This window comes from Agromyces capsici (assembly GCF_058349965.1).
Genome location: NZ_JBYRET010000001.1, coordinates 2,188,614 through 2,207,742, shown reverse-complemented (window position 1 = coordinate 2,207,742; position 19,129 = coordinate 2,188,614). Strand labels below are relative to the sequence as shown.

Genomic DNA, 19,129 nt, shown 5'->3' with positions numbered 1-19,129 from the left:
CAGGGATCACGCCGCGAGCTCGACGCGCACGAGCGACGACCGCACGTCGGCGAACGGCGCGCCGCCGACGGTCAGCACGCGCCACGCGGCATCCGCCCGCTCGACCTGCGAGACCGCGAGGTTGTCGAGCTTGGGGTAGCTGCGGGCGTCGTGCCCGGTGAGCTCGCCGAGCACGTGCCGGATCAGCGTGCCGTGCGCGACGGCGAGCACGCGGGCGCCGGCGTGCTCGACCGCGATCCGCTCGAGCGCGCGGACCCCGCGGGGTCCGACCTCGCTCTCGGGCTCCTTGCCCTCGAAGGCGCGGCCGGGCCAGCGCACGTCGATCTCGGACACCGGCGTACCCTCGGCGGCGCCGAAGTCCTGCTCGACGAGGTCGTCGTACTCGCCAGCGACCGGCAGCCCGAGCCCGCGCGCGAGGATCGCGGCGGTCTCGCGGGCGCGGCCGAGCGTCGAGCTCACGACGAGGTCCCACCCGGCGGGGTCGATGAGGGCGGCGGCGGCCTCGGCCTGGGCACGACCGGTGTCGTTCAGCGGGATGTCGGTGCGCCCCTGCATCAGGCCCCGGAGGTTCCAGTCGGTCTGTCCGTGGCGGATGAGGGCGAGCTGCATGGGCTCCAGCCTACGCGGCGCGGGCTGAGCGGATGCCGCGTGCGGACGCCGTGGGTCACGGGCCGGGCTCGCCGAGCGGCCCGGTGCCCGTGCCGTCCGGCACCGTGCGGACGTCGACGAGCTCCTCGCGGCCGGCGCCGCCCGCGACGTCGAGGGCGAGCAACGGCCCGAGATTGCGCGCGTAGAACTTGTACTCGACGACCTCCGGTTCGAGCGCGTTGGTGTCGCGGGTGACGAGCACGTCCTCGAACGCGCCGTAGGGCGCCTCCGCGCGCTCGCCGACGCGCAGCACCTCGCCCTCGTCCTCCGCCTCGCCCGCGAGGTACTCCTGCCGATACGCCTGGCCCGGCTCGGGGTCGCCGGGCAGCAGCACGCCGGGCAACGCGCCGTCGACGCCGGCCTCGAACGACCCCTCGGTCGAGGCGATCTCGCCGTCCTCGAACTCGGCGGTGTCCTCGCCGAGGTACCAGACCGTGCCGTCCTCGTGCTGCGCGTACCAGTCGAACGTGTCCTCGACGATCTCGTCGCCGCGGTAGACGGTGTCGCGCACGATTCGGGCGACCACCCCGTTCGCGATCTCGCGCGTCTCGGTCGTCGCGGTGACGACCACGCGCAACTGATCGCCGCCGCCGTCGAGCTCGTGGTACTCCCACTGGGTGCCGGGCGTCATCGGCCAGTACGGGTGGTCGATGTCGGCGGTGAACTCGGCGGGGTCGAGGGAGACCGGCTCGTCGGCCTGCGGCAGGGCGGATGCCGCGGTCGTCGGTTCGTCGGTCGCCGGGGCGCCGGTGCACGCGGCGAGCACGAACGCACCCGCGAACAGGACGCCTGCGGCGCACGCCGCTCGGCGCCGGTTGCCCGACCGATCGTCGTGCTGTGATCGCATGAGCCGCCTCCTGGCGACGCCCGCGGCGGTCCGAGCGGACGCCGCGGCCCGGCCGGGCCGGTCGCTCGTCCGGACGATGCGACTCTACGCCGGTGGCCCGCCGGCGGGAATCCCGGGCGCGGACGGATCGGGACCCGTGTCCCGTGACACCGGGACATCCCGCCTGCGACGATGAGCGGATGACGCTCGCCTCCAGCCGCATCGCGACCGTCGTCGCGCTGTGCGTGTCGGCCGTCGCAGCGGTCGGGGCGATCGCGATCGACCTCGTGGTGCTGCCGTCGCATCCGGAGCCGCCGCTGTCGTCGGGCTGGTCGGGCGTGCTGCCGGGCGTCGCGATGCTCGTGCCCGGGTGCCTGCTGCTCTGGCGACTGCCGTGGCATCCGATCGCCGTCGTGCTGATGGGGTTCGGCACGCTCTGGGTGCTCGACGGCCTCGCCTCGGCCGCGGTGAACCTCGCCTGGTACATCGATCGCGACGCGTGGTGGGCGGTGCCCGCGATGTGGTTCTTCGGGCGGCTCGGGTCGGTCCTGATCCTCCCGATCCAGCTGCTGCTCCTGCTTTTCCCCGACGGGCGGCTTCGGGCGGGCGGATGGCGCGTGGTGTCGGTCGTCGCGATCGCGCTGGGGCTCGTGATGCCGTTCGCGTTCCTGTTCGCGCCGGCCGAGGCGCTCGTCGCCGACGATCCGACGCGGGCCGGCCTGCTCGCCGAGTTCGAGCCGGCGCTGCCGACGCTCGGCTTGCCGGATGCCGCGTGGGCGCTGATCCTCGGCCTCGCGCTGCCGTGCCTGGCGGCGAGCCTCGTGCTCTCGCTCGTCGTGTGCGTGAGCCGCCGGTTCGACGCCGACCCCGAGGAGCGCGCGCAACTGCGGTGGCTCGTCTGGTCGGGCGTCGTGTTCGTCGGTGCGCTCGCGATCTACCCGCTCGTGCCGACCGTCGTCGTCGACGTGCTGCTCGCCGGCACGATCGGGCTGATCAGCGCTTCGGTCGTGATCGCGGTCACCCGCTACCGGCTCTACGCGATCGACCGGCTGCTGTCGTGGACGCTCGTCTACGCGGTGCTCATCGTCGCGATCATCGCGGTCGACGTCGTGGTGGTGCTGCTCGTCGGCAGCGCGATCGACGACCGGGTCGCGATGCTGCTCGCGGTCGTCGCCGTGACGGTGGCGTACGCCCCGCTGCGCGGACGGCTGTTCGCGGTCGCGAACCGGCTGGTGAGCGGCCGGCGGGGCGATCCGTACGGCGTGGTCTCGTCGCTCGGCGACCGGCTGGAACGCGCGGCCGGCACCTCCGAGCAGTTGGGCGACCTCGCGGCCGCGATCGCCGAGGCGTTCGGATCGCGGTACGTGCGCGTCGAGCTCGACCGGCCCGACGGCGAACGGCTCGCCGCGTCGGTCGGGGTGCCGGCACCGAGCCTCGTCGAGGTGCCGATCGACCACGCGGGCGCCGTGATCGGCCGCATCCTCATGGAGCAGGGGCGGCGCCCCGTGGTCTCCACGCGCGACCAGCGGCTGCTCGGCGACCTCGTGCGCCTCGCCGCGGCCGCGATCCTGAACGGCGAGCTGCGCCGCGAGCTGCAGTCGATCCGCGAGCGGCTGGTGCTCGCGCGCGAGGAGGAGCGGTCGCGGCTGCGCCGCGAGCTGCACGACGGGCTCGGGCCGCTGCTCGGCGGCGTGAAGCTCCGCCTCGAGACCGCGCGCAACGTCGCGGGCCACGACCCCGAGCGCTCGCTCGCCCTCGTCGACGCGGCGGTCGACGACCAGGCCGAGGTGATGTCCGAGATCCGCCGCATCGTGCACGACCTCCGCCCGCCGGCGCTCGACGATCTCGGGCTCGTGCGCGCACTCGCCCAGCAGGCGGAGCGGCTGACGGGCGGCGGACTCGTCGTCGAGGTGTCGGGCGACGTGCCCACCGCCCTGCCGCCCGCCGTCGAGGTGGCCGCGTACCGCATCGCATCCGAGGCGCTCGCGAACGTGCGGCGCCATTCGGGGGCGTCGCACGCCTCGGTGCGACTCGAGCACGACGAGCGGATGCTGCGCCTGGAGGTGCGCGACGACGGCACCGGGATCCCGGCCGACGCGGTCGGCGGGGTGGGTCTCAGGTCGCTCCGCGAGCGGGCGCAGGAGCTCGGCGGCACGCTCGAGATCTCCGACGCCGACGGCGGCGGGACCGTCATCCGGGCCGCGCTGCCCTTGACCCACACCCCCGCCGCCTCGCCCGCCCCCGTGCCGGACCCCGAACCGGGTCCCGAACGCGACCGTGACCGCGACCCCGACCCCGACCCCGTGGAGGCCACCGCCGATGCCTGAGGACCCGATCCGCGTCGTGCTCGTCGACGACCACCCCGTCTACCGCGACGGGCTGTCGATGCTGCTCGAGTCCCTCGACGGCGTCGACGTCGTCGCGACCGCCGCCGACGGCGAAGTCGCGCAGGAGGTCATCGACGCCGCCGAGCCCGACGTGGTCGTGATGGACGTGCAGATGCCGCGGCTCGACGGCATCGCCGCGACGCGCGAGGCCGTGGCGCGGCATCCGCATCTCGCCGTCGTCGTGCTCACCATGTCGGAGGACGACGAGACGGTCTTCGCGGCCATGCGCGCCGGCGCCCGGGGGTACCTCGTCAAGGGCGCGAGCCAGCACGAGATCCGGTCGGCGATCGACGCCGCCGCCCGCGGCGAGCTCGTCTTCGGCGCGGCGATCGCGCGGCGCGTGGCCGAGTTCTTCGCGGCCGGGCCGGCATCGGCACCCGTCGCCGAGGTGTTCCCCCAGCTCACCGCGCGCGAGCGCGAGATCCTCGACCTGCTCGCCGCCGGACGCTCCAACCCGCAGATCGCGCAGGCGCTGTTCCTCTCTCCGAAGACCGTGCGGAACAACGTGTCGAACATCTTCGCGAAGCTCCAGGTCGCCGACCGCGCCGAGGCGATCGTGCGGGCCCGCGACGCGGGCCTCGGCCGCGCCTGAGCACGCCCTCCCTGCGCGCGGGGTGGCGGAGCAGCGCGCGGCCCCTCGAGAACCCTGACACGGATGTCCCGGACGCGGGTCGGGACATCCGCGGGACGCCGCACCCTGTGGGCCCGGGTCGCCCGCCCGGGAATCTGGGAACACCAACCCAGAACCGCCCGGAAAGGCAGCACACGACCATGGACCTCTTCGCACCCGCGACGACCACTCCCGCCTCGCCCGTCGAGGATTCGACCACTGGTTCCGCCGCGCCCGCCGCGACCGCCGCGACCGCCGCGACCGCGCCATCCGCCCACCCCGCCGGCCGCGGCCGGACCACCGCCGCCGACCTCGGCCCGGTGCGTCCGAACCGCCTGCAGCGCCTCGGAGGCGCGTTCCTGATCGCCGGGCCGATCCTGCTCACCGGCGGCATGCTCACCTCGCCCGAGCAGACGGCGCCCGGCAACGCCGGGTACATCGAGTCGCTCGCGGCCGACCCGGCGCTCAGCCTCTGGTCGGCGAACCTGCTGCACTACGGCTGGGTCGCCCTCGCGCTCGGCGCGCTCGCGACGCTCGGCCTGCTGCGCGGGCCGCGCGGCCGGGTGTTCCTGCCGATCGCCGCGGTGATCCTCATGTTCGGCGCCATCCAGATGTCGGGCCTGCTGCTCTCGGACTGGTTCCTCGTCAGCGCCGGCAACACGCTCGCGATCGAGGATGCCGTGCTCATGGACTCCACCGCCAAGGAGTGGAGCGTCGCGATCTGGCAGTACTCCGGCATGGCCGCCGGACTCATCGGCATCGGGCTGCTCTCGCTCGCGCTGGCCCGTGCGAAGGCGATCTCGTGGTGGATCGCGCCCCTCGGCTTCCTGCCCTGGGTCGTGCCGGCCTTCGGCCTCGGCCCGGTCGGCGCCATCCTCGGGTTCGTCTGCTACCTGCCGCTGCTCGTCGCGGGCGTGCGCCTGGTGGCCGCCCGCTGACGACGACGGATGCCTCGGGGCCCGCGGTGCGCGATGCGCCGCGGGCCCCGTCGCCGTGTCGGCATACCCCGGTACTCCGGTACCCCGGTACCCCGGTACCCCGGTACTCCGGTACCCCGGTACTCCGGTACTCCGGTACTCCGGTACTCCGGTACTCCGGTACCGAAGCTCGAGGGGGAAACCGTGCCTCCGCGCACGCGCGTCCACCCCCTCGACGCGGACGGGCCCCGTGGCTAACGTGGCGCCGGGAAGGAGCACACCATGGGAATCATCGCGGTCGACCTGTTCATCACGCTCGACGGGGTCTACCAGGCGCCCGGTGGGCCCGAGGAGGACCCGTCGGACGGATTCGAGTACGGCGGATGGCAGGCGCCCTACCTCGACGACGAGTCGGGCGCGATGATCGGCGCGGGCATCGACCGTCTCGACGCGCTCCTGCTCGGCCGGAAGACCTACGACATCTTCGCCGACTACTGGCCGAGGCACGCCGACACCCCCATCGGGGCGAAGTTCGAGGCGGTCCCGAAGTTCGTCGCCTCGCGCACGCTGACCGACCCGTCGTGGGCGGGCACCACGGTGGTGACGGATGTCGCGGCCGAGCTTCCGGCCATCAAGGAGCGCTTCGACGAGATCCACGTGATCGGCAGCGGCGCGCTCGCCCGCTCGCTGCTCGCCGCCGACCTCGTCGACCGGCTCAACCTGTACCTCTACCCGATCGCCTTCGGCACCGGCAAGCGCCTCTTCGACACCGGGACGATCCCGGCCGCGTTCGCGCTCGCCCAGCAGCCCGTCGCGTTCCCGAAGGGCGCCGTGGGCCTCGTGTACGAGCGCGCGGGCGTGCCCGTCACGGGCATCGACATGTCGACCCTCGACGAGGCGTAGCCGGCCGGAGGCCTGCGCAGCGTCGAATCCCGGGTTCGTGCGGGATCACCCGCACGAACCCGGGACTCGCGCGGACGCGCCGCCCCGAGGGCGTCCCCAGCGGATGGCGCGGGGCCGCGCCATCCTCAGATCTCGGTGTGCCCCAGGTCGGGCCCGGCGACGAAGCGCGCCTCGGGCTCGGCGAACGCCTCCAACTCGAGCACCGCGACCTCGTTGCGTCCCCCGCGTACGACCGGCGCGGGCACGATGAGCGTGCGCTGCGGTCCGCGCCGCCAGTACCGACCGAGCAGGAACCCGTTCACCCACACGAGGCCCTTGCCCCAGTGCAGGGTGTCGAGGAACAGGTCGGCCGGCGACTCGAGCTCGAACTCGCCGTACGCGAGCACCGGGCCGGCCGCGAACTCCGACGGCCCGAGCTTCGCCGCCGCCGGCACCCGGTCGAGGTCGAGCGGGCGCGCCGCCCACCCCGTGAGCGGCTCGCCGTCGAGCGCGACGCCGCCGATGAGGCCCTTGTGCTCGCCGATGCGCGCGCCGTAGTTCACTCGCCCCTGGTCCTCGACGACGATCACGAGCTCGCCGCGCGCGTCGGCTAGGGCGACCGCGCGCTCGTGCGCGTCGCGGCCGAGCACGCCGACGGGAGCGCCGTCGACGAGCACCCAGGCCCGGTCGCGCACCTCCTCGCCGACGGTGAGCACGCCGGGCCCGCCGCGCGCGAGTCGCGTCGCGAACAGCACGATGCCGCGGTCGTGACCGAGCGCATCGAAGGTCGGCACGTGCTCATGGCGCGTCTCGTCGCCGAGGCGCGGCGCCGCCTCGAGCAGCGACGGGCCGACCGCGAGCGGCGCCGTGAGCACCGGCGCCGGCTCGCGTGTCGCGGGCACCTCGTCGGGCACCGGCGCGTACTTCGCGATGACCTCGCGGAACGCCCAGAACTTCTCGGTCGGATGCCCTGCCTCGTCGAGCGGCGCGTCGTAGTCGTAGCTCGTTGTGATGGGCGCGTAGCGTCCCTTGTCGTTGGCGCCGCTCGTGAGCCCGAAGTTGGTGCCGCCGTGGAACATGTAGACGTTGACGGACCCGCCGGCCGCGAGCAGCGTGTCGAGCTCGGCGGCGGAGGCCGCGGCATCCGTCGTGTGGTGATGCGAGCCCCAGTCGTCGAACCAGCCGCACCAGAACTCCATGCACATGAGCGGTCCGGTGGGCTGGAATTCGCGCAGGGTCGCCAGCCGCTCGGCCGTGCGCGAGCCGAACGAACCGGTCAGGTGCAGCCCGGGCAGGCTGCCGTCGGCGAGCATCTGCGGCGTCGGCTGGTCGATCGTCGTGAGCGGCACGGTGATGCCGGCCTCGCGCGTGACGCGCACGAGCTCGGCGAGGTACGCCTTGTCGGCCCCGTACGCGCCGTACTCGTTCTCGATCTGCACGAGGATCACGGAGCCGCCCGTGTCGACCTGGCGCGGCGCGACGACCTCGTACACGTTGCGGAGGAAGTCGCCGACCGCGCCGAGGTAGTGCGGCTCCGAGCGCCGAACCCCGACCTCGGGGTCGCGGAACAGCCAGGCCGGCAGCCCGCCGTTGTCCCACTCGGCGCAGATGTACGGCCCCGGACGCACGATCGCGTGCATGCCCTCGGCCGCGACGAGGTCGAGGAACCGGCCGAGGTCGAGCCCGCCGTCGGTGCGCCACTCGCCCGGGTGCGGGGCGTGCGCGTTCCAGGCGACGTAGGTCTCGATCGTGTTGAGGCCCATGAGCCGGGCCTTGCGGATGCGGTCGGCCCACAGGTCGGGGTGCACGCGGAAGTAGTGCAGGGCGCCCGAGAGGATCCGGTACGGCTGCCCGTCAAGCTCGAAATCGGTCGTGCCGATCGCGAAGCGGCTCTCGGGGGTGGTGCTCATCGGGGGTATCCAATCGTGCTGGGTGGGAATGCTCTGCGGGTTGAGGAGGCGCGGAGCGCCGTCTCGAAACCGCCGGGTGGGCGTGGTTTCGAGACGCCGACTCCGTCGGCTCCTCAACCCGCAGTGTGGCGACGAGGCCGGGCGGCTACTCGTTGACCGAGAAGCCCTGCTCGTTGCCGTAGGTCACGAGCTGCTCCTGCCAGTCTGCGAGGCCGTCGTTCAGGTCGGCCGTGTTCGCGTAGGACTGGCCGACGGTGTCGCCGAAGATGCTGTTGGCGTACACCTGGTAGGGCAGGTACGACCACCCGGAGGCGACATCCTTCGACGCCTGGGTCAGGACCTCGTTGATCTTCTGGCCGCCGAAGTACTCGGACTCGAGGCCGACGAACTCCGGGTCCTCGAGGTCGGCCGTCGTCGACGGGAAGCCGCCGCTCTCGAGGAAGACCTCGATCGAGGCCGGGTCGCTGTTCAGCCAGCGGAGGAACGCCGCGGCGAGCGCCGGGTTCTCCGACTGCTTCGTGACCGACTGGCCGCCGCCGCCGTTCTCGGCCGCGACGGGCGTGCCGTCGTACGTCGGCATGGGCGCGACGCGCCAGTCGCCGGCGCCGTCGGGCACGCTCGACTCGAGCACGCCGGGCATCCACGCGCCGATCACGAGCGAGGCGATCGAGCCGTCGGCGAGGCCCTTGAACCACTCGTCGCTCCAGCCGGGCGTGGTCGCGAGCAGCTCCTCCTCGACGAGCTGGTTCCAGACGCCGGTCCACTTCTGCGTGCCCTCGTCGGCCAGGTCGACGGTGATGTCGGTGCCGTCGATGCCGAACGGGCGGCCGCCGGCCTGCCAGATCATGCTCGTCGTGAAGCCCGCGTCGCCGGTGTCGCTCGTGAGGTACTTCGTCGGGTCGGCGGCGTGGAGGTCGCGCGCGGCCTGCACGTACTCGTCCCACGTGGTGGGCACCGCGATGCCGTACTGCTCGAACACGCTCGCGTTGTAGAACAGCGCCATGGGGCCGGAGTCCTGCGGGAGCCCGACGAGCTTGCCGTCGACATTCACGGCGCCCCACGTCGAGGCGGAGTACTGGTCCTCGAGCTCGTCGAGGCCGTACGCGCTGAGGTCGACCAGCGCGTCGGAGAGCGCGAACTGCGGGATCGCGTAGTACTCGATCTGCACGACATCCGGAGCACCCGAGCCCGCCTTGATGGCGTTCTGCAGCTTGGTGTACTCCTCGGTGTTCGTGCCGGCGTTCACGAGCTCGACGTCGACGTTCGGGTACGCCTCCTCGAACGCGGCGACCTGCGCCTCGGCGCTCGGCGTCCAGCTCCAGTAGGTGAGCTTCCCGCCGGCCTCGAGCGCGGCGTCGAGGTCGTCGGCGGAGCCGGTGCCGGCCTCGGAGCCGCCGGCCGCGCAGGCGGCGAGCGAGCCGACCAGGGCGGCGGCCGCCACGACCGACAGGGTCCGCCGTGCGGCGGATCGGGTGATGCGCATGGGATGTGTCCCTTCACTTCGTTGTGCCATGTGTTCCGGGGCAGGACGCTCCGGTCGAGCGGGCTGGGGGTGCTCCGCCGCGCAGTGCCGCTCGGTCACTGCTTGACGCTTCCGGCGCTGAGCCCCGACTGCCAGAACCGCTGCAGGCCGAGGAACGCGACGACGATGGGGATGATCGTGAGGAGCGAGCCCGTGATCACCAGGTTGTAGATGGGCTGCGCGCCGACGCCGGTCGCCTGCGCGTTCCACTGGTTGAGGCCGACCGTGAGCGGGTACCAGGTGGGGTCGCTCAGCATGATCAGCGGGAGGAAGTAGTTGTTCCAGGTCGCGACGACCGTGAAGAGCAGCACCGTGACGATGCCCGGGGCGAGCAGCTTGATCGAGATCGTGAAGAACGTGCGGAGCTCGCCCGCGCCGTCCATCCGCGCCGCCTCCAGGATCTCGGTCGGCACCGAGTCGACCGCGTAGACCCAGATCAGGTAGAGGCCGAACGGGCTGATCAGCGACGGGATGATGATCGCCCACGGGGTGTTCGTGAGGCCGAGCTGGCTGAACATCAGGAACGTCGGCACCGCGAGCGCGGTGCCGGGCACGGCGATCGCGCCGAGCACGACCGCGAACACCGCGCGCCGGCCGGCGAAGCGGAACTTCGCGAGGCCGTAGCCCGCGAGCGTCGCGAGCAGCGTCGCCCCGCCCGCACCGATGACGACGTAGAGCAGCGTGTTGCCGAACCATCGCAGGAAGATGCCGTCGCGGTACGTCAGCGTCTCCCAGATGTTCTGGAACAGCACGAACTCGTCGTCGAACCAGAGGCCGAAGCTCGAGAACAGGCCTGCCTGCGTCTTCGTCGCGTTGGTCACGAGCCAGAGCAGCGGCACGAGGCTGTAGACCACGAAGATGCCCATGAGCAGGGTGAAGGCGACCGACTTGCGGGGCTGCAGGGGCGAGAAGCGCCGACGGCGGCGCGCTGCGCCATCCGTCGCCGTGTGCTCGTCGTGGGCCGGTGCGGGGCGGGTGTCGCGGACGGCGGTGACGCTCATCGGTCCTCCTTGCGCGAGCCGCGCAGCTGCACGACGTACGCGATGACGGCGGTGATGACGCCCATGACGATCGCGACGGTGGCCGAGTAGTTGTACTGCTGGCCGGCGAACGAGAGGTTGTAGGCGTACATGTTCGGGGTGAAGTACGTGGTGATGATGTTCGGCGCGAGTGTGCGCAGGATGTTCGGCTCGTTGAAGAGCTGGAAGCTGCCGATGATCGAGAAGATCGTGGCGATCACGATCGCGCCGCGGATGGCCGGGAGCTTGATGCCGGTGACCACGCGCATCGGCCCGGCGCCGTCGAGCTCGGCGGCCTCGTAGAGGTCGGTCGGGATGACCCGCAGCGCCGAGTAGAAGATCAGCATGTTGTAGCCCACGAACTCCCAGGTCACGATGTTGCCGATCGACACGAGGATCCACTCGCGGGCGAACGGCGTGATCACGGTCGAGCCGAGCCAGTCGTTGAGGTTGGCGGCGAGGCCGAAGTTGTCGCCGTACATGAAGCCCCACATGAGCACCGCGACGACCGCCGGCACCGCGTAGGGCAGGAAGATCACGATGCGGAAGAAGCCCGACGCGTGCAGGCGGGCGCTGTCGATCGCGAGGGCCGCGACGAGTGCCAGGGCGAGCATGATCGGCACCTGCACGAGGAGGAACAGCGTCACCCGGCCGAAGGACTCCCAGAACTGCGGGTCCTGCAGGAGGGCGACGTAGTTGTCGAGGCCGACGAACGCGTTGCCGCCGACCAGCTGCTCGCGGAAGAGGCTGAGGTAGACCGAGTACACGACCGGTGCGATGAACACCAGCAGGAACACGACCAGGAACGGCGCGACGAAGGCCAGGCCCTTCCATTCGCTGCGGCCGCGTGCGGCGCGGCTGCGGCGACGGCGCGGTGGGGGCGCCGTCACGGTCGCGCCGATGACCGGCGCGGCGGGGGACGTCGTTGTCATGTGATTCTTTCCGATCGCGGCCATGTTCACGTCAACATGGCGTGCGGACACCGTAGCATGTTGACGTGAACATGCGCCAGTCTGGGCGTAACGGAACACGAGGAGCGTCATGACGACCGTCACCACCCCCGGCGCGGCCGCCGGCCGCCGCCGCGGCCCGTCGATGGCCGACGTCGCCCGCCTCGCCGGCGTCTCGGGCCAGACCGTGTCGCGCGTCTCGAACGGGCGCACGAACGTCGACGCCGAGACCCGCGCCCGCGTGCTCGCCGCCATGGAGCAGCTCGGCTACCGCCCCAACAGCGCGGCACGCGCCCTGCGCACCGGGCGCTTCCGCAGCCTCGGCGTGATCATGTTCACGCTCTCGAGCTTCGGCAACATGCGCACGCTCGACGCGATCGCCTCGGCAGCCGAGGAGGCGGGGTACTCGCTCACGCTCATCCCGGTGCCGCACCCGACGCGCGGCGAGGTCTCCGACGCGTTCCAGAGCCTCGCCGATGCTGCGGTCGACGGCGTGATCATCGTCATCGAGGCGCACCTGCTCGACGAGAGCGACGTCGAACTGCCGCCCGGCCTGCCCGTCGTGATCGTCGACTCCGCCGGCGACGACCGCTTCACCTGGGTCGACACCGACCAGGCCCTCGGCGCGCGCCTCGCCACCGAGCACCTGCTCGGACTCGGGCACGCGACCGTGCGACACGTCGCCGGTCCCGAGCGCTCCTACTCGGCCACCCGTCGTCGCGAATCGTGGGAGGCCACGCTGCGCGCGCACGGCGCGATCGTGCACCCACCGCTCGTCGGCGACTGGTCGGCCGAGTCGGGGCACGAGCTCGGCCTCGAGCTCGCCGGCGACCCCTCGGTCACCGCGATCTTCGCCTCGAACGACCAGATGGCGCTCGGCGTGCTTCGCGCCCTGCACGAGTCGGGCCGGGCCGTTCCCGCCGAGGTCAGCGTCGTCGGCTTCGACGACATGGAGGAGGCTGCGAGCTTCTGGCCGCCCCTGACGACCGTCCGTCAGTTCTTCGGCGAGGTCGGCCGCCGCTCGGTCGAGGCGCTTCTGCACGAGGTCGAGTCCGGCGACCGGCGGGCGCCGTCGGTCGTCGCGACCGAGCTGGTCGTGCGCGCGAGCACGGCGCCGCCGGCCGCGCGCTGAGCCGCGCGCTGAGCCGCGCGCTCACCGCGCCCGGCCACCCGGCCACCCGGCACGCGGCCGCCACGCGCTGCCCACCCCGCCACCCGGCTACGCGGCCGCCACGCGCTGCCCACCCCGCCACCCGGCGCTGCCCACCCGGCCACCCGGCCACCTCGCGCCGCCCCCCCCCCCATTTCGCTTGCTCAGGACTCGCGCGCGACACGCCGTGCCTGGCACGGCGATATGCCGGCGCGCCCTCGTTCCGTCCTGAGCAAGCGTTCGGTGCAGGGCGGGAACGGGCAGGGCGGGAACGCGCTGGCCGGGAATGGGCGGACGGGCACGGCAGCGCCGCACGCGAACGACCGAGCGCCCGGCCCCACGAGGGGACCGGGCGCTCGTTTCGTCCGGCGAGCGACGGATCAGGGCTGGCGCGAGTTCGCCGCCACGATCCGCCCGCCGTCCGCCTCCGCGGACGCCGGCTCGATGCCGTCGGCCCCGACGGTCACGTGCACGGTGAGCAGCTTGCCCGCGCCGTTCGTCTCGGGCGTGAAGGACTGCTCGGTCGCGCCGGGCACCGGCTCACCGTTCAGGTACCACTGCCACGAGATCTCTCCGTCGCCCGGATCGAGCGTCGCGGTCGCGACCGCAGGCGTGCCGACGCGCGACCGGTCGACGACCTGCAGGTCGGCGATCACGGCGTGGCGGTGGACCGTGACGGTGTACACCGTCTGCGACGTGCCGTCGGCCGAGGTCACCGTGACCGTGCCCGCTCCCCCGTTCTCCGTGGTGGGCTGCGCGATGCGCACCGTTGCCGCTGAGTCGACCGCGCCCGCGTCGAGCACCGGCAGGCGCCCTCCGTCGACGTCGACCTCGTAGTCGGCGCGCGACGGGTCGAACCCGTCGACGCCCTCGCCGTCCAGTCGCAGTACGGCGAGGTCGCTGACCGACGCGGCTGCCGGCACCGACTCGAAGACCTGCACCTCCGAGACGATCAGGTGCGTGTTCGGGTACGCGTTCATGATCACGCGCACGCCCGTCGCCGCGGTCGGCGCGAACTCGGCGGTCACGATCGGCGCCGTGCCATCCGTCGGCGATGCGACCGGCTGGGACTGCTCCCACCCGGGCGCCGGCGACCATGCGCCATCCGCACCGCGCAGTTGCACCTGCATGGTCTGCGCCCAGCTGTTCGTGCCGTCGCGCCAGAAGTGCACCGTGACCTGCTCGACCTGGCGCGCGCCGAACTCGTACGTCAGCGTGCTCTGCGCCGGCTTGTTGGTCGACACCCAGTTCGACCAGCCCTTGTCGCCGACCACGCCGTTGCGCGTGCGGTCGACCGGGTAGCCCGACTCGGTCGAGCTCGCCGACGCGGTCACGCCGGCGTCGGGCGCGAAGTTGCGCAGCGTGCCCTCGGTCACGAGCACCGACAGCCGCGCGGGCAGTTCGGCGCCGTCGGCCGTGGCGGTGCCGGCGATGCGGATGACGCCGACCTCGGCGAATGCGTCGGCCGCGACGGCCGACCAGTCCCACGTGACCGGCACGTCGAACGCCTGCTCCGACGCCCCGACCCGCGCGGGCACCGTCGTCGGCGCCGCCGCCTGGACGCCCGCGAGGCTCGCGCCGCGCGCGACCGTCACCGAGACGGGGTCGGTGGCGGTCAGCCCGCCGACGTCGACGTGCGCGGTGACGTCGAACGCCTGCCCGAACACGTCGGTCGCGGTGCCCGGCACGGCGATGCGTCCGCGCTCTGCCCACGCCGAGTCATCCGGCAGCGCCCACTCGACGGGCACGGCGACCCCGGCGCCCCACGCGTAGCGCGGCGCGACGGTCGTCGGCAGCACGGGTGCGACGCCCACGAGCGTGCGGGCGGCGACCGATTGCTCGGCGAGCGGTGCGAGGTCGAGCGGATGCCACGACTGGTTCGCGCCGCCGTTCGATCCGTACACCCCGACCGTCGCGTTCTCGGCGGAGGACTGCCCGCCGACGTCGAGCGAGAGCCCGAGCGCCTCGTTGACGAGCGTGTAGGCGCGGCCGTCGGTGGTGTTCACGATCCAGCGGGTCGCGGCCGTCGCCGCCGCGGTATCCGTGCCGATGGCCCGCAGGTCGGTGCCTGTGCTCGTCGCGCCGAGCACCCGACCGTCGGATGCCTCGAGGACCACGCGTCGCGTGGCCTCGCGCTCGCCCGGCTCGACCTCGTGCACGGTCCACGCCTGGCGCGCGGCGAGCGCCGGCTCGGCGGCGAGGGTCGTGATGGTCGTCGCGGCGCCACCCGCCGCGCCGGCCGTCAGCGCCTTCGCACTCTGCGATCCGACCAGCTGGTACCGGTGCCCGTCGCGGAGCGCGGGCGCGTCGTCGGCGACGCCGGTGACGCCGTCGATCACGAACGTCGTGACCGACTTCGCCGGCACGGTCAGCGTCGCGGTGCGCGCCTCCCGGTCGATCGCGATGGGGGCGCCCTCGACGAGCGCGTTCGCGGTCGGCTCGTCGGCCGACGGCGCCTGCGTGGTCATGTACGGCGTGACGGTCGCGCCATCCGCGACCTCGCCGAAGTTCGACAGGTCGAGCGTGACCTGCCGGTCGGCGGCGGCGGTGTTGCGGTGCACCACGGTCGCGCCGCTGCTGTCGGCCTGGAGCGCTGCGGTGCTCGAGAGGTCGTCGACCGCCATCAGGCGGTCGCCCTCCTGGATGAACTTCGTGAAGTTGCGGAGGGTGTTGAACTTCGAGTTCACCTCGATGCCGCACGGCTCGACGGCCGTCGAGTCGCCGCCGGCCGCCGCCACGCGACGCGCGGACTTCCACACCTCGACGCCGTCCTCGACATACGGGCGGCAGTCGAGGTCGATGAAGATCGAGCCCCAGTTCAGGTTCTCGCCCTGCGGCTGCATGTTGTAGAGGTCCTCGACGGGCTGCCAGAGCACCCACGCGTTCGGCTCGAGCTCACGCAGGTCGTCCATGATGCGACCGGCGATCCCGAGGCCGTTCTCGATGCTCACCGGGTTGTAGCCGTTGACCCAGCTGCCCTCGATCTCGCTCATCCACAGGTCGGTGTCGGCCTGCTTCGCGAGGTCGCGCACGACGAGCCGGCCGCTCGTGCCGTAGGTGTGCACGTTCATGCGGTCGACGGCCTCACGGGTCGTGGCGGGGTACGCCGCCCAGTTCGTGGCGAAGATGCCGGGGTTGGTCTCGTCCATCGCCGCCACGAACGCGTCGGTGGTCGTCGCGTCGCTGTCGAGCTCGGCGCGCAGGGCGTCGATGAGCTGCGCCTGCCGCGCGGGGCCGACGTGCATGCCCTCCTGGCGCCCGCCGACCGGCACGCCGTTCTGCAGGGTCGTGCCCCAGTAGTTCGTGTTCGGCTCGTTCAACGGGTCGATGCTCTCGACGTCGATGCCGTACTCGCCCTCGAGGTGCTCGGTGACGCGCACGAGGTACTCGGCGAACGCCGGGATCGCGGCCGGCTTCAGCTGCTCGGCCGACGTGTTGAAGCCGCCCGACACGTAGCCGCTCTCGGTCATGAAGTACGGCGCCGAGTTCGCGAACGTCTCCCAGTGGGTGATGCGACCGTCGGCGGCGAGCCGCTCGACCCACCACCGCTGCGTCGCGTCGGCGCTCCAGTCGTAAGACGCCGCGTCGCCGGCGTCGAACGCCGCGAGCACGTCGTTCCGCTCGGCGTAGGTCGTCGCGGCGCCGTCGTGGACGCCCGCCTCGCCGTCGGGGTCGGGCGCCCACCATCCCTCGACGGCGCCGCCCGCGCGCAGGTAGTCGCGCACGTCGGACGCGTTGCCGCCGCCGATGTTGTACCGCGCGATGTTCAGGTCGAGGCCGTCCTCGCCGAACACCGCCTGGTAGAGCTCCTCGCGGAGCGCCTCGGGGTAGCCGCCCGTCGCGTTGCCGAACCAGACGAGGCTCGTGCCCCAGCCCTCGAACTCCTCACCCGCGTAGGCCGGGTTCGGCGTGATCGTGAGCGCGTCGGCGGCGTGCGCCGGTTCGGTCGTGCCGATCGGGGCCACCGCCAGGGCGCCCGCCGCGAGCGCGGCGCCCGTCATGAGCGCCGCGATGCGTCTGCCGTGCATCGTCATCGATGTCGTCCTCTTTCACCGTCGAAGTGGATGTGCCGCCGAGCGTGTTGACGTCAACACGCCCGGATCTCGACCCTATATGTTGACGTCAACACGCGGAAGGGCGAGTTCGCCCGCCGCGGCTTACAGGAGATCGAACGATCTACAGGAGCCCAGCCGCAATCCGTCCTGCACATCGGCCGATCTCCCGGCCCAGCTGATGGCGCAGTGAGCCGTGCGAGCGGATGGCGCGGTCCCGCGCCATCCGCTGAGGGCGGCGAGCGATCAGTCGAGCTCCTGGAAGATCGTGAGTTGCAGTCCGGCGGGGCCGCGGAGGCGGGCGTTCACGGAACGCCACGGGGTCTCGCGCGGCGCGGCCTCGAGCTCGGCGCCCGCGTCGACGAGTTCGCCGGTGACCGCGACGGAGTCGTCGACCTCGAGGGCGACCCGCAGGCGATCGCTGCGCTCGCCGTCGGTCTCGACGCGATCGATGTAGCGCACCTGCGCGGGATTGGACAGCTCGAGCGTCGCCCGGCCCGCGTCGAGGATCCGCACCTCCGCGCCATCGTCGCCGCTGTAGGCCTCCTGCTCGGGCATGCCGAGCACGTCGCGGTAGAACGCGAGCGCCGCCTCGAAGTCCTCGGCCTCGACGACGAGCCGCAACTGCCGCACGCGACCGCGGCCCTGGCCCCGACCCTCGCCCGGGATGTCATCCCCCATCGGTCTCCCCCTCCGCCCCGCCGCCGCGCAGCAGCCCGCGCAGCGCCTGGATCGTGTCGGCCTCGTCGGGCCGCTTGTCGTCTCGGTACCGCTTCACGCGCGCGAAGCGCAGCGCGATGCCGCCCGGGTACCGGCTCGACCGCTGCACTCCGTCGATCGCGATCTCGACCACGGTGACCGGCTCGAGCCACACCGTGTTCGTGGTGCGGCGCGTCTCGATGGTCGGGAAGTGCTCGGTCTGCCAGCGCAGCAGGTCGTCGGTGAGGCCCTTGAAGGTCTTGCCGACCATGACGAACCCACCGGGCTCGCCGAACTCGCCGGCCGGGTCGATCGCACCGAGGTGCAGGTTCGACAACCAGCCCGTGCGGCGGCCCGACCCCCACTCGGCGGCGAGCACGACGAGGTCGTAGGTGTGCACGGGCTTGACCTTGAGCCAGCTCGCGCCGCGCCTGCCGGCGGCGTACGGCGCGTCGATGCCCTTGACGACGACGCCCTCGTGCCCGGCGGCGAGGGCCTCGCGCGCGATGCGTTCGGCGACGTCGGGATCGTCGGTGACCTCACCGGGGATCCGGTGCGCGCCGGCGACGCGCTCGAGCTCGCGCCGGCGCATGGCGAGCGGCTCGTCGAGCAGGTCGCGGCCGTCGACGTGCAGCACGTCGAAGAACCACGGATGCAGCAGCACCTCGCGCGCGGCCTCGGCACCGAAGCGCGACATCGTGTCCTGGAAGGGTCGTGGCGCGCCATCCTCGTCGAGCGACAGGGTCTCGCCGTCGAGGATCACGTCGCGGGCGGGCATGCGCCGCACGACCTCGACCACCTCGGGCACGCGGTGCGTGATGTCGGCGAGGTTGCGCGTGAACACCCGCACCTCGTCGCCCGCGCGGTGCACCTGGATGCGGGCGCCGTCGAGCTTGTACTCGACCGACGACTCGCCGGCCTGCTCGAGCGCGGCGGCGGCGGATGGCGCGGTGCCCGCGAGCATCGGCAGCACGGGCCGCCCGACCACGAGCCCGATCGCCTCCAGGTCGCCCGGCGCCCCGGTCAGCGCGACGCGCGCCGTCTCGCCCAGGTCGCCGGAGAGCATGGCCGCTCGACGGACGACCTCGCCCGGCCGGTCGGCGGCGCGCGCGATCGCGTCGGTGAGCACCCCCTCGAGCGCACCGGTGCGGAGCTCGCCCAGGATGACGCGGCTCACGAAGTCCTGTTCGCGCGCCGTCGCGCGCGAACCGAGGTCGCCGAGGATTCCCGCGCGCTCGGCTGAGGACCCGGCACCGGATGCCGCGGCGAGCCGGTCGAGCGCATCGTCGACGTCGTGGATCGTGAGCGTCGCCGTCGCGGTCGGGTCGCCCATCGCGCCGGCGAGGCCACGCCAGCCGACGCCGACCCGCCCCTGCCGCGGCTTCGCGGTCAAGAACCCGATCGCGGGCAGGATCTCGTCGGGCGCGAGCCCGCCGAGAAGGCCCGCGAGCGCATCGACCTTGGCGAGGCGCGACCGTGTGGACGCGACCCGTTCGGCGGTGGCGACCAGCTCGTCGAGCAGCACCGCCCCAGTCTGGCACCGCCCTCCGACACCGC

Annotated in this window: 14 protein-coding genes; 5 read left to right on the top strand and 9 right to left on the bottom strand. The window is 72.8% G+C overall.

Translation table 11 applies throughout. The features are described 5' to 3' along the window. Window positions 1–6 precede the first annotated feature (6 nt). Together AC3RKB_RS10395 and AC3RKB_RS10390 are read right to left on the bottom strand one after the other, a co-directional pair. Window positions 7–609, bottom strand: a complete 603-nt coding sequence (locus AC3RKB_RS10395; protein WP_491436055.1) for a histidine phosphatase family protein — start codon at window positions 607–609, stop codon at window positions 7–9. A 55-nt stretch (window positions 610–664) separates the two neighbouring features. After that, entirely contained in the window at window positions 665–1,495 is an 831-nt protein-coding gene (locus AC3RKB_RS10390; RefSeq protein WP_491436054.1) for a hypothetical protein, read from the bottom strand. Window positions 1,496–1,674: 179 nt separating this feature from the next. Here AC3RKB_RS10390 and AC3RKB_RS10385 point away from each other — a divergent pair, with 179 nt between their 5' ends. The 4 genes from AC3RKB_RS10385 to AC3RKB_RS10370 all read left to right on the top strand — a co-directional run bounded on the left by AC3RKB_RS10385 (window position 1,675) and on the right by AC3RKB_RS10370 (window position 6,291). Next, on the top strand, window positions 1,675–3,801 hold the full coding sequence (locus AC3RKB_RS10385) for a sensor histidine kinase (RefSeq protein WP_491436052.1): 2,127 nt from the start codon (window positions 1,675–1,677) through the stop codon (window positions 3,799–3,801). Further along, entirely contained in the window at window positions 3,794–4,453 is a 660-nt protein-coding gene (locus AC3RKB_RS10380) for a response regulator transcription factor (RefSeq protein WP_491436050.1), read from the top strand. The genes AC3RKB_RS10385 and AC3RKB_RS10380 overlap by 8 nt, the downstream gene beginning before the upstream one ends. Before the next feature lie 179 nt (window positions 4,454–4,632). Next, window positions 4,633–5,409 (top strand): hypothetical protein, encoded by a 777-nt coding sequence (locus AC3RKB_RS10375; RefSeq protein WP_491436048.1) that lies wholly within the window; start codon window positions 4,633–4,635, stop codon window positions 5,407–5,409. 261 nt (window positions 5,410–5,670) lie between these two features. Then, window positions 5,671–6,291, top strand: coding sequence for a dihydrofolate reductase family protein (locus AC3RKB_RS10370; protein WP_491436046.1), 621 nt, complete (start codon window positions 5,671–5,673; stop codon window positions 6,289–6,291). Window positions 6,292–6,416: 125 nt separating this feature from the next. Here the strand turns inward: AC3RKB_RS10370 and AC3RKB_RS10365 are convergent, their stop codons facing one another. From AC3RKB_RS10365 to AC3RKB_RS10350, 4 genes are all read right to left on the bottom strand, one after another. Further along, on the bottom strand, window positions 6,417–8,180 hold the full coding sequence (locus AC3RKB_RS10365; RefSeq protein ID WP_491436044.1) for a glycoside hydrolase family 35 protein: 1,764 nt from the start codon (window positions 8,178–8,180) through the stop codon (window positions 6,417–6,419). Between the two features lie 145 nt (window positions 8,181–8,325). Next, window positions 8,326–9,663 (bottom strand): ABC transporter substrate-binding protein, encoded by a 1,338-nt coding sequence (locus tag AC3RKB_RS10360; RefSeq protein ID WP_491436043.1) that lies wholly within the window; start codon window positions 9,661–9,663, stop codon window positions 8,326–8,328. 95 nt (window positions 9,664–9,758) lie between these two features. Further along, a complete protein-coding gene (locus tag AC3RKB_RS10355) occupies window positions 9,759–10,703 on the bottom strand; it encodes a carbohydrate ABC transporter permease (RefSeq protein WP_491436041.1) in 945 nt (314 codons plus the stop codon). Then, window positions 10,700–11,653: a carbohydrate ABC transporter permease gene (locus AC3RKB_RS10350; RefSeq protein ID WP_491436039.1), complete on the bottom strand. Its 954-nt coding sequence runs from the start codon at window positions 11,651–11,653 to the stop codon at window positions 10,700–10,702. Before AC3RKB_RS10350 ends, AC3RKB_RS10355 begins: the two co-directional genes overlap by 4 nt. A gap of 109 nt (window positions 11,654–11,762) precedes the next feature. Between AC3RKB_RS10350 and AC3RKB_RS10345 the strand changes: the two genes are divergently transcribed. Continuing rightward, window positions 11,763–12,803, top strand: a complete 1,041-nt coding sequence (locus tag AC3RKB_RS10345) for a LacI family DNA-binding transcriptional regulator (RefSeq protein WP_491436037.1) — start codon at window positions 11,763–11,765, stop codon at window positions 12,801–12,803. A 398-nt stretch (window positions 12,804–13,201) separates the two neighbouring features. Here AC3RKB_RS10345 and AC3RKB_RS10340 read toward each other — a convergent pair whose 3' ends face one another. From AC3RKB_RS10340 to AC3RKB_RS10330, 3 genes are all read right to left on the bottom strand, one after another. Beyond that, the gene (locus tag AC3RKB_RS10340) at window positions 13,202–16,855 is read right to left on the bottom strand and encodes an RICIN domain-containing protein (protein WP_491436036.1); all 3,654 of its coding nucleotides are present in this window, start codon (window positions 16,853–16,855) and stop codon (window positions 13,202–13,204) included. 264 nt (window positions 16,856–17,119) lie between these two features. Beyond that, complete coding sequence (locus tag AC3RKB_RS10335) at window positions 17,120–17,554, bottom strand: VOC family protein (protein ID WP_491436035.1); 435 nt, start codon at window positions 17,552–17,554, stop codon at window positions 17,120–17,122. Beyond that, on the bottom strand, window positions 17,544–19,097 hold the full coding sequence (locus AC3RKB_RS10330) for an ATP-dependent DNA ligase (RefSeq protein ID WP_491436033.1): 1,554 nt from the start codon (window positions 19,095–19,097) through the stop codon (window positions 17,544–17,546). The genes AC3RKB_RS10335 and AC3RKB_RS10330 overlap by 11 nt, the downstream gene beginning before the upstream one ends. Window positions 19,098–19,129: the final 32 nt, after the last annotated feature.